9 protein-coding genes are annotated in these 11400 nt (G+C 48.8%); 5 read left to right on the top strand and 4 right to left on the bottom strand.

Features of this window, described 5'->3' with window-relative positions; all coding sequences use genetic code 11:
* Nucleotides 1–321: 321 nt before the first annotated feature.
* From BHV83_RS12490 to BHV83_RS12480, 3 genes are all read right to left on the bottom strand, one after another.
* Nucleotides 322–1485 carry a DUF4934 domain-containing protein gene (locus BHV83_RS12490; protein WP_005649737.1) on the bottom strand — a complete coding sequence of 388 codons (1164 nt, stop codon included), beginning with the start codon at nucleotides 1483–1485 and terminating at the stop codon, nucleotides 322–324.
* A 269-nt stretch (nucleotides 1486–1754) separates the two neighbouring features.
* Entirely contained in the window at nucleotides 1755–2201 is a 447-nt protein-coding gene (ybeY, locus tag BHV83_RS12485) for an rRNA maturation RNase YbeY (protein ID WP_286757578.1), read from the bottom strand.
* Between the two features lie 124 nt (nucleotides 2202–2325).
* Nucleotides 2326–3558, bottom strand: a complete 1233-nt coding sequence (locus tag BHV83_RS12480) for a spore maturation protein (protein ID WP_224204115.1) — start codon at nucleotides 3556–3558, stop codon at nucleotides 2326–2328.
* A 719-nt stretch (nucleotides 3559–4277) separates the two neighbouring features.
* Between BHV83_RS12480 and BHV83_RS12475 the strand changes: the two genes are divergently transcribed.
* The 5 genes from BHV83_RS12475 to BHV83_RS12455 all read left to right on the top strand — a co-directional run bounded on the left by BHV83_RS12475 (nucleotide 4278) and on the right by BHV83_RS12455 (nucleotide 8229).
* Nucleotides 4278–5084, top strand: a complete 807-nt coding sequence (locus tag BHV83_RS12475) for an alpha/beta hydrolase (protein WP_005633721.1) — start codon at nucleotides 4278–4280, stop codon at nucleotides 5082–5084.
* Between the two features lie 44 nt (nucleotides 5085–5128).
* Nucleotides 5129–6091 carry a 2-hydroxyacid dehydrogenase family protein gene (locus BHV83_RS12470; RefSeq protein WP_005645113.1) on the top strand — a complete coding sequence of 321 codons (963 nt, stop codon included), beginning with the start codon at nucleotides 5129–5131 and terminating at the stop codon, nucleotides 6089–6091.
* The gene (locus tag BHV83_RS12465) at nucleotides 6088–6795 is read left to right on the top strand and encodes a DNA alkylation repair protein (protein ID WP_005633717.1); all 708 of its coding nucleotides are present in this window, start codon (nucleotides 6088–6090) and stop codon (nucleotides 6793–6795) included. Before BHV83_RS12470 ends, BHV83_RS12465 begins: the two co-directional genes overlap by 4 nt.
* Nucleotides 6796–6798: 3 nt before the next feature.
* Entirely contained in the window at nucleotides 6799–7542 is a 744-nt protein-coding gene (locus BHV83_RS12460; RefSeq protein WP_005633715.1) for a TIGR02757 family protein, read from the top strand.
* 87 nt (nucleotides 7543–7629) lie between these two features.
* Entirely contained in the window at nucleotides 7630–8229 is a 600-nt protein-coding gene (locus BHV83_RS12455; RefSeq protein WP_286757577.1) for an LOG family protein, read from the top strand.
* 1 nt (nucleotide 8230) lies between these two features.
* Here BHV83_RS12455 and BHV83_RS12450 read toward each other — a convergent pair whose 3' ends face one another.
* The gene (locus BHV83_RS12450; protein ID WP_286757576.1) at nucleotides 8231–11398 is read right to left on the bottom strand and encodes a cyclically-permuted mutarotase family protein; all 3168 of its coding nucleotides are present in this window, start codon (nucleotides 11396–11398) and stop codon (nucleotides 8231–8233) included.
* Nucleotides 11399–11400: the final 2 nt, after the last annotated feature.

The raw sequence follows: 11400 nt of genomic DNA, 5'->3' as shown, positions 1-11400 counted from the left end.
GTTGTTGTTTTCATACCTGTAAAAATAAGATGAATAATTGAATTACCCTTCAAATATATCCCGTAAAGACCGCTTATTATTGACTTAATGAGCGGATGGTTGTTTTGAATGAGTATTTGAAATAAAAGTTTGTTGTATATTGTTTATTTTATTTCTGACTTTGTGAAAAGGATGGAATTATGAAAACTGTAGCAGCCACTTCTTTCAATCAGCCCTTTAGCTTTCCCCCCTTTATAATCTCGGATAAGATCCGATGCTTCTAAAAATTGGTAGGACGGGATTTTGCCGTTTAAAGGTTTTGATTTTAATATATCCTAAGGATTACTTTTTGTGTTTGACCAACATAATCACCCGGTTGTCATCCTCTTCCAATGTTGCAGCGACTTCTTTTAGTTTGCCTTTCAACTTCCCTTTTTTATAGTCCTCGCAAAGGTCGAAAGCATTTATAGTTGCCCATAATTCACCTTTGGAATTGATAGGGGTCAGCATGACCATATAGAATTCTTTTTTATAAGAATAATCGCCATTGTATATGATATACCTGAAGAAATCCTTTTCCTCTGTATCGTACACGAAGTAGGTTCTCGGAAAGCCTTCTTCTTTGCTGAAATCATATACGTTCTTTATACTTTCCATGAAATAATAACGATCGGAAACCAACTTTAAAACCAAGAAAGATTCTGGATTCATAATGTGAATAGGAGGTGTTCGCACGATAAACGGCCGCAAATTGTAATCGGGCATTAATGTGTAGATCGTGTCTGACGAGGGTTCTAATAGAATCCAATTGCCATTGAATGGGATTATTCTACTGTATTCGCCCGGTCCGGCAGCTCTCGTTCCTCCTTCATGTCTTAAAAGTTGAAGAAATAACTTCTTTTCTTTAAATGGGGTTCTAATCTCTTTGGTTATGTTTCCGTCTTGCTTCGATACGAGTAGGAATGGTATCTCTTGATTGCACTCATCGTAACAAATCAGATTCTCTTTATCGTAATTAAATATATCCAAATAAAACTGGGTATCACCATCTTGTTTCTGTTTGATACTTCGTTTAAAATTTCCCTCCAAGTCATAGACCTTTATTTTTCTTGCCAAGAAATCGTTTATAAACATTTCATTGTTTTCTTCATCCAATGTGACACTTCTACAAGAGATGTATTCTTCTCCTCCTTGCCCTTTACGATTTATCTTACGAATGGCTTTTCCGGTCCGGTCATACACAAAAATATCACCGTCATCCCTATAGTTCTTTACTAATATGAATTCTTTACCTATAGCCTGCACAAACCCTTGATTAACAAAATCATCGTTTGTTTCCAGCGGGATATATTCTACATCCATGAAATCTTGAAGAGCCAGTTCCTTTTTGGGAAAAGAATTATTGGTTACATCTACTGTGATCAAGTCGTCTGCCGTTTGATCCAGTCTTTTGCAACCTGTCGTTATTAACAGAATAGATAGAAAGAAAATAGTTGTGCCTTTCATGCCGGATCATTTATTATTGTTACCAATCCCTTATTTGCCTGTTCCCAGGTATCCAAATCTATGTGATAACATCGGGGGAGTATCCGGCAAATAAGCAAATAGCCGTTTGGTATGAGTATTTGGGTAGTGATAGTGAGTAATCGGTTTTGGGAGCATTGCTCCGGTAATTTCTGTTTTCACCGGAGCATGTGCAGGCTTTTATCAGGCACACATATCATACAACCTCTTCAGTAGCATCCTTAACAGGAAGCGGCTCCAGACATTTCTTTTTACCGGGAAAGTTGACTTTCCCGGCATTCCTCCGGCAATATCGCCAGGGCTTTGTTTTCGTTGGCCTCCATGATCTCGCGTTCCCCAGGTCCTTTATCGTTGATGCCGCAGAGGTGGAGGATACCGTGGATGATGGTACGGTGGAGTTCCTCGTTGTAGGGAGTGTTGAAGGCTTCGGAATTAGTCTTCACCGTGTCGAGACTGATAAACAGGTCGCCGGAGATCTTATCGCCGCTCGTATAATCGAACGTGATGATATCCGTATAATAATCATGTTGGAGGTACTGGCGGTTTACTTCCAGAATCTTCTCGTCGGAGCAGAAGATGTAGCTGATATCGCCGACTTTCTTCCCGTATGTGGCGGCGACCTCTTTTATCCAATTGCCGACCGCTCTCTTTTTGATTGCCGGAAGCTTGATGTCTTCCGCGTAAAATGCTATTGCCATATTGTTATTCTTTTTATGTTTTATCTTACCGAATGATATGTTAAAAATAATTACCTGCTATGCTAATTCCAAGATAGATGCACTACTAATCCGATTTACATGGGGTAGGAGTGTCATTTTGATATTAGGTAAAAAACAGATACGTCATAGTGACCGCTGCCACCGCCCCGGCTAAATCGGCCAGTAGCGAACAGGGGATCGTATAGTAGGTGTTGCGGATTCCGACACTGCCGAAATAAAGGGCGACGACGTAGAAAGTCGTGTCGCTCGATCCCTGCACGATGGAACAGAGGCGGCCGATGAACGAATCCGCGCCGTAGGTGTTCATCGCATCCAGCATCATACCCCGCGCCCCGCTGCCGCTGAGCGGTTTCATCAGCATGGTAGGCAGACCTTCCACAAACTGCGTGTCCAGCCCTGCTGCCGAGACTCCCATGCGGATGCCGTCGATCAGGAAATCCATCGCTCCCGAAGCCCGAAAAACGGCAATGGCAACTAATACGGCGATGAGGTAGGGGATGATCGTCACGGCAGTCTGGAAACCCTCTTTCGCGCCTTCGATAAAGGTGTCGTATACGTTGATTTTTTTGCGGATACCGCTGATAATGAATCCGCATATAATAGAGAAAAGCAAAATGTTGGCAAACAGGGTAGAGTAGAGGGAGACCGATTGCTGGCTCATCATCCCGAAAAGCAAGGCCAGACCACCGATGAACGCGATCATCCCGCCGAAGAAAAGCAGCAGGTTCCGTTGCAGGATGTTGATCCGTTGCTTGAAGCAGACCGCCAGTATGGCGACCAGGGTAGAAGAGAAGGTCGCGAGCATGAGGGGCAGGAAGACATCAGCCGGGTTTGCCGCTCCCATCTGTGCCCGGTAGGTCATGATGGAGACTGGGATCAGCGTCAGTCCCGAAGCGTTGATGCAAAGGAACATGATCATCGGATCGCTGGCGGAATCCTTCTGCGTGTTCAGCTCCTGCAACTCTTTCATGGCTTTCAGCCCCATCGGCGTGGCGGCATTGTCCAAGCCTAACAGGTTGGCGGAAATGCACATGAAGATAGAACCTGTTGCCGGATGGTCTTTCGGTATTCCCGGAAAGAGCTTGCTGAACACGGGTGCCGTCAACCGGGCAAAGGCCTGTATCATGCCTCCTTTTTCCCCGATTTTCATGATGCCGAGCCAAAGAGCCAGGACTCCCGTCAGTCCGAGGGATATCTCGAACCCTGTCTTTGCCGAAGCAAAAGAAGCGTTGATGATATGGGTGAAAACTTCCGTGTCTCCGCCGATGACTAATTTGCAAAGCGCCACCACGAAAGCAATCAGAAAGAAAGCAATCCAGATATAATTTAGAACCATAGTAGTTGTTGACAGGTAATAAGATACTTGTTAATGGTTACAAAAATAGGAAATAATCGGCTTTATCGGAAAAAGAAGGCGGGAAATGGCAGGCTAACCGCACCAAAATAGCATTGACAAAACGGGGCCGTTTAAATATAAAACGACTTTTTTCCTTGAAAAAGATGCAAAAACAGGGCATAAAAACACTTCTAACATGGCGGATAAACATCCCCACACCCCCGTAAAGGTCTCGCACAGACCCGGGTCTGCACCTCTCCCGCACCCGGGTCTCCATGATGGGTACACCCGGGTCTCAAGCGGCTTTGCAAGCTGTTTTTGACAAAAGAAAAGTCTGTCTTGATGAAAAAAGAAGCCGTTTTAACAGGTTTCGTACCTGTTTCTGAACGGTCCCTGTTTTTATCGTCCAATTAATACACAGCACGTTATCGTTTTTTACCATGATGGTTATGACAGATGAATGATAGTTCAAAACGGTAACTATCATAACATAATATATTGGTTTAAACCGATACACATGCGGATATGATAGTATGATAGTTGCTTTTGCAAAAACATTCATGTGATTAGTCCGTATCGGTGGCGAAAACGGATGGACGCTTTATGATTTTGATGCGGTTGCCCTGTGCGAAATGGCAGATTGTTTGTTTAGTTGTAAAAAGCTGATTACATTTGGAGGATGTTTTTTGTGTTTAATCAATTCAAATTTAGTGTATAATATGACGAATAAAATCGGATTAACCTTTCTGCTTGCCTGGTTTGCTGTGATGGCTATCGTTGCTAATTATTCCTATGATCGTAATGTCCCGTACCGTGGAAATACAGGTGATGAATATGCTTCTAAAATGTGTCGTCTGGATATTGCTTACCAGCCGGATGTACAAAACGCGCCGGTCGTGGTTTGGTTTCATGGCGGCGGTTTGACCGGCGGGAGTCGTGAAATCCCTTCCGGGTTATTAACGGACGGCATGGTAGTCGTAGGTGTCGAATACCGTTTGTCTCCGCATGTGAAGACGATGGAGATCGTCGATGATGCCGCTGCCGCCGTTGCTTGGGTATTCGATAATATAGGAAAATACGGAGGCGACACCTCCTCCATCTATATTGCCGGCCATTCTGCAGGCGGATATCTGGTCGATATGGTCGGATTGGATAAGAAGCTGTTGGCGCGTTATGGGAAAGATGCCGACAAGCTTGCCGGGATCATCCCTTTCAGCGGTCAGGTGATCACCCATTTTGAAACACGCAACCAGCGAGGGTTGAAACCTTTGCAGCCGACGATCGACGAGACGGCTCCCTTGTACCATGTCCGGAATGATTGCGCCCCTATTCTGATCCTTTCCGGTGACCGTGAAAAGGAATTGTATGGCCGTTACGAAGAGTCCGCCTATTTCTACCGCCTTTTCAAACTGCTCGGCCATCCTGATGTGACCCTTTACGAGTTGGGCGGTTTCGACCACGGCAGTATGTGCGCCGCCGCTTTCCCTTTAGCCGTCCGGTTTATCCGTGACCATGAAAAGAAGTGAACATCGGATAATTTTATATTTTTGCAAATTTAAAAAGAATAGTTATGACAAAGATATTAGTTACTTACGACATGTTCCGCGAAGGTTTTACCGAGCTGGAAAGCAAGTATGAGGTTACTTTTCCCGAAGGAAGAGATTTCACGTACGAAGAAGTTTTAGAGATGATTCCGGAGTATGACGTGTTGTGCTCGATGTTCGATTTCCCGGTAAACAAGGAATTGATCGACCATGCCTCCAAACTGAAAATGGTGGCAAACTATGCCGTCGGTTACAATAATATCGATGTCGCCTACTGCCTTGAGAAAGGAATCACGGTTGCTAATACCCCCGACCCCGTGACGGCCCCTACCGCTAATCTCGCACTCGGCCTGATGCTCGATGTGGCACGCCGCATTACCGAATGCGACCGTAAGCTGCGCCGGGAAGGCCTTGGCATGAAAGTCGGCGTCTTGGAGAATTTAGGCATTAATGTGACTGGGAAGACGCTGGGGATTATCGGTATGGGACGTATCGGAAAGGCCCTTGCCAAACGTGCGAATGCCTGTGGTATGGAAGTCCTCTATCATAACCGTCGCCAACTGTATGTCGAAGAAGAGACAAAGCTGAACGTGACATACGTTTCCAAGGAGGAGCTCCTCTCCCAATCCGATTTCGTCTCTCTGAATGCTCCTTATACACCGGAAACCTACCATATCATCGGTGAAGCCGAATTGAAACAGATGAAACCGACGGCCGTTCTGATCAACACCGGCCGCGGTCCTTTGGTCGATGAAAAGGCTTTGGTGCAGGCGTTGAAAGACGGGACGATTCATGGCGCCGGTCTGGATGTATTCGAGTTCGGCGATTATCCCTCGCCGGAGTTGCTGGAAATGGAAAATGTCGTCCTTACGCCCCATATTGGGACGCAGACATTGGAAACGCGTATTATCATGGCGCGTACGGTTTGCAACAATGTAATCGGATTCTTGGAAGGCGACCGTCCTGTGTCACGGGTGCTGCGTCCATGACGGCGGAGTTTGTGCTGAGTGAACTGCAATCGGTCGGTTCACCGGAAAAGGCGGCCCATCTGAGCCGATTTTTCAAGACCGGACCGGGGCAATATGGCGAAGGCGACCGCTTTTTAGGGGTTGTCGTTCCGCAAACTCGCAGTATAGCGAAAGCTAACAAAGCGATGCCTCTCGATGAATTGCAGCGCTTGTTGGATAGTCCCTGGCATGAGGCCCGTCTTTGCGCCCTATTGGTTCTGGTCTACCGTTTCCAGGATAAGAAGACTCCGGAAGCTGAACGGGAAAAGATGTATCGTTTCTATTTGAAGAATACCCGCCGCTGCAATAATTGGGATTTGGTGGATTTGTCCTGCCGGGATATTGTCGGCGAATATTTGGTGAACCGGGACCGTTCCGTCCTGTATGAACTGGCTGCCAGCGATAATCTTTGGGAACAGCGGATTTCGATCGTCTGTACTTGGGCGTTTATCCGCCGTTCGGATTTTACCGATACGCTGGCGTTGGCCGAACGGTTGATGACGCATAAACATGATTTGATGCATAAAGCCGTAGGCTGGATGCTCCGCGAAGTGGGCAAAAGAGATCGGGATACCCTCACCGACTTTCTGGAACGTTATGCGACACAGCTTCCGCGTACGGCTCTTCGCTATGCCATCGAGCATTATCCCGAAGACCGGCGCCAGTATTTCTTAAAGATGAAGTAAGGGATGGACGAACAACTGAAAGCGAAATTGAAGGAATGGGCCGGGATCTATAATGTGAGGTCTTTTATACCCGATGATCCGGTTCAGTTTCCTCATCGGTTTACGGAGAAACGGGATATCGAAATATCCGCTTTTATCACTTCCTGGATCTCTTATGGACGCAGGGAACTGATCCTCCGCAAGGCGGACTGGTTACATAGCCGGATGGGTGGAAGTCCTTACGAATGGGTATTGTCCGGGCGGTACTGGGAACTGGTTTCGGATGTCCCAGCCGGCAAACGCGATACGTTTTATCGCTTTTATACGCATTCGGACCTCTGTGCCCTCTGTGATCGGTTGAAAGAGATATATCAGCGGTATGATTCATTGGAAGATGCATTAGCTGCAAGCTCTTACCCGAATCCGGTTTTTAAATTGCAGGATCTCTTTTCCGGCATAAACGGTATTCCGGTGATGGGCGGCACTTCTGCCTGTAAACGCCTGGCTATGTTCCTTCGCTGGATGGTCCGGACCGATGGAATCGTCGATTTCGGGATTTGGCAGACAGTCTTTCATCCCCGCCAATTGATTATTCCGCTGGACACGCATGTTCACCAAATTTCACTGGAACTTGGTTTGACACAGCAGCGAACCGCCACCCTGAAAACGGCGCTTGAGATAACCGAGGCCCTGTCGCATATCTTCCCGGATGATCCTTGCCTGGGCGATTTCGCCTTGTTCGGATATGATATAAATAAGGGAAAATAAGTGGTTTGGGAAGGCGCTGAGTCCGATGATTTCGGTTGATGGCTTGTTGAATCTCCTTTGTTTTAAAATCATAATGCAAAAAGAAAGATGGAAAGAGAAAGAAATAAGATAACTTCCGTTTGCGTGTATTGTGCCTCCAGCACGCAGGTCGCTTCGGCATATCGGGAGGCTGCGACCGAGTTGGGACATCTGTTGGGCGAACGGAACCTGAGAGTGATCAACGGGGCTGGCAATTCGGGCCTGATGTGTGCCGTGTCGGATGCTGCGCTGGCTGCCGGCGGGACTGTGACCGGTGTGATCCCTCGTTTTATGGTAGAACAGGATTGGTGTCACAAGGGGCTTACCGATCTGGTCGAAGTCGACAGTATGCATGAGCGCAAACAACGAATGGCTGATCTTTCGGATGCCGTGATCGCTCTTCCGGGCGGATGCGGCACTCTCGAAGAATTGTTGGAAGTCATTACCTGGAAACAGTTAGGCTTGTATCTCAACCCGATTGTCATCCTGAATATAGACGGCTACTTCGATCCTCTTTTGGAGATGTTCCGCCGGGCCGTCGACGAGCATTTCATGCGCCCGCAGCATGCAGCACTTTGGACGGTCGCCTCTACCCCGGCCGAAGCTGTCGGACTGATTTTTTCGGAACCGGTTTGGGATGCGAATATTCGTAAATTGGCTTTGGTGTGAATCAAGGATGGCACGTCAGTTTAAACGCATTAACCTCCGGCGTGCGGATGCCCGGTTTTAACTCTCCGCCAATTATGATTACCGTGTTGGCATTGTTTGCGATGCCGGCACCGGCACGTGCCAGTTCTTCGTAGTTGCCTAAGTGGGTCCAGTGTTTTGTGAAAGTATTGTATTGTAACAGGGAGGTATTGAATTTATACCAGTCGGCAGGATGTAGCAGATAATCCGGCTCGGGGTGGTTTAGGGCGTCGCGGAAACGGTCGTAGTTCACGCCTCCTACCAGCAGGATGGAGCTATCGCCTGATGCGATGGCGCAACCTCCTGTAACGGTACGGTGGGAACCGCCTGCTAAAGAAGGCAGGAATCCTTCATTTCTCCACTGTTTTGTCTTCGGATGATAAGAAAGCATATCTGTGCAAACAATGGCTTCCTGATGGGCGGATGCAGGCTGGAAACCGCCTGCCAGATAAAGTCGTATGCCATCCTCGGATTGCTGTGCCGTGAGGACAGGCTGTACTCGGGCAGGTCCGGGGAAATCCGGAAGCCGGACCCATTCCTTTTGAAGCGACGGTGTTAGCTGTAATGAAAAGAGTGGGTTCGTAGGGGCGGTTTGCGAACCGTCCTGACCTATTGGGACCGTTTGCGGCTTGCCCTTACCCCCGGCGACATACAGGCAACCATCGGCGTATGTGGCCGAGAGATTATCCAACGGCATGGGAAGTGGCGGCAGTTCGGTGATATGCAATTGTTGTTTTTCCCCGTCCCAGTTGACGAAGAAGACCTGTCGGGAGACCTCTTTATTGTTATTTCCTCCGATCCAAACGAGCCCTTCGGGGGTTGTGACCGATGCCCCGTAAGCAAGCGGTATTGGCAATTTGCCGATCCTTTTCCATCCGGCATGAGATCGGGCGGTTATATCTAATGCATATATATTGCAGTAGTATTCTTTTGTTCCCCCTTCGGCCGCCGGTTTGCCGGGGAAGTTGCATCCGCCGGCCACGAACAACTGCCCGCCACTGACACCGATAAACGGAGCAGATACGCCTAATGACGGGCTTTTTTCAGTGCCGGGTAGGTCGGGCAGCCGAAACCAGCTGACCGGAGCCGCTTCCGAACGGAATGTCGAAGCCGGCAACCCCGCTTCGTTCACTAAATTGGCACGGGTGAAAGGTTGCCAGCCGTAACGGACGAATTTCGGATTCCGGATTTGGCCGCTCCATACTTTTACTGTCTTTCCATCGATGATTTGTGCCTCCGCGGGGACGAATAAACCATCGTGTTCGGCTATCTCGAAAGTACGCAGTTTGTCGCCGTCGGAACTGTGCATGCCTTTTCCGTAATCGAATGTGACATAGGCAGTGCTGTCCTTGAATATCACCGATCGGTAGAGTGGGCCGGAAGGAAGGATCTCGTGCCCGTATGTCTTGTTGAGTGCCCAGTGAGCGAGGCGTTCCCCTATCTCCCGTTTGTGGCGCGGGTGGACATCCAGGGAGTCGCCATGGTCGCTGCTGACCGCCATGCCGCTGTTGGGGATCGATTGGAGCATCCGGCGCTGGCTGTCCCGGAACCAAGGCCAGCTGGGACGGTCGATGCTGGATAGTTGCACATAATAGAAAGGCAATTCTTCCGCCCAGTTCTCCCGCCAGTTTTTTGTCAAAAGATGGAACAACTTCTCATGTGCTTCCATATTGTGAGTGTTCGATTCTCCCTGATACCAGATGATACCCCGTATCGGGAACTTTTCGAGCGGCTGGATACCGGATTCGTACAAGTAACAAGGCTCGTAAGGATGCCGTTGCTGTTTGTTCGTCGATTTACGGATATTGAGGGCGGCGCGTTCCCGCGCCCAGTCCTGGATAAAATTATTCTGCTTCCAGTCGTAGAGGATGTCGGGGAATTCGAATTCCAGCGTTTTGCGGTCTATCCAGGCTTCCGCCGGTGAACCGCCTATAGCGTTCAGGATAAGTCCGACCGGGACCTGCAAGCTGTCTGACAACATCTGTCCGAAGGCAAAGGCTACGGCGGAGAAACGGTTCGTCGTTTCCTCGTTGCATTCCTTCCATTCAGTATCCCGGTAATATTGGAGCCTGTTGAGGGAGTCCAGTGTCGAAATGTCCCATTCCACCGCATTTGTCAGCCAACGTGGTTTCATATCGAAAAGACGGATTTGCGGTTTCCTTGCGGCAAATTCCAGAAAAGCCTTTCGTTGGCTGTCAACGGCACTGCTCACCTGAAATGCCATATTCGACTGTCCGGAGCAAAGCCATACTTCGCCGATCAGGATATTCGTATAATCCAGTTTCCCTGATTCGGCGGAGATACTCAACGTGTACGGGCCTCCTGCCTTCATCGGTGGCAGGATGACCGACCATTTCCCGTCCGAGGCCGTTATCGCTTCGCCTTTCTGTCCGGCGATGCTGACCGTCACTTTTTCTCCGGCATTGGCTGTTCCGGCTATCCGGAGCGGTTTCTCCCGTTGGAGTACCATATTGTCCGAATAGATCACGGGCATTTGGAGACCACCGTAATTTCCGGTCAATGCCCGGTAGACCGTCCGTGCGATGATTCCGGCTCCTTCGGCTGTGGGATGCAAGGCGTCGGGCAAGAGGTCAGGGCGGTCATAAAGTTCTGTATGCAGGTCAATCAGTCCGGTGTGGGCGAGTATTGCGATATCTTCAATGTTTTGTTGTATCTGCCAGTACCAGTCGCGTGTGCCCGATTTGAAGCGCGTATGGCGGTGGGAGATCGATGTCAGGCGGCAGATCCATATTTCACACTTCGGGTTCGCTTGCCGGAATGCATCGATCAGGGTCAGATAATCCTTCGTGAAGTCATCCCGGTAATTCGGCCAGTCGCGCGGATCGGTGTCGTTCAGCCCGAGGTGGATGACGACCCGGTCGGCGGCAAAGTCGAGGGCGGCCTTGCATTCCTCCTGCTCGTTGTAAGGACGGTGTCCCTTTCGCAATAGCGTCGCCCCGCTTTTTCCGAAGTTGGCGACTTCGTATCCGTTGCCCAACATTCGTTGGAGCTGGGCGGGATAACTGTTCTTTTCGCGGTTCTCAATTCCGTGACCATACGTTACGCTGTTGCCTACACAGGCCACCTTGATCTTTTGCGCCTGGATCGTGGCACTAAATACGATGAATAAACAGAGCAGGATATTTTTCATTT

This window comes from Parabacteroides sp. merdae-related_45_40 (assembly GCF_001915675.1).
Note: the sequence above shows the minus strand (reverse complement) of the source record. Positions and strands in the feature narration are given on the sequence as shown.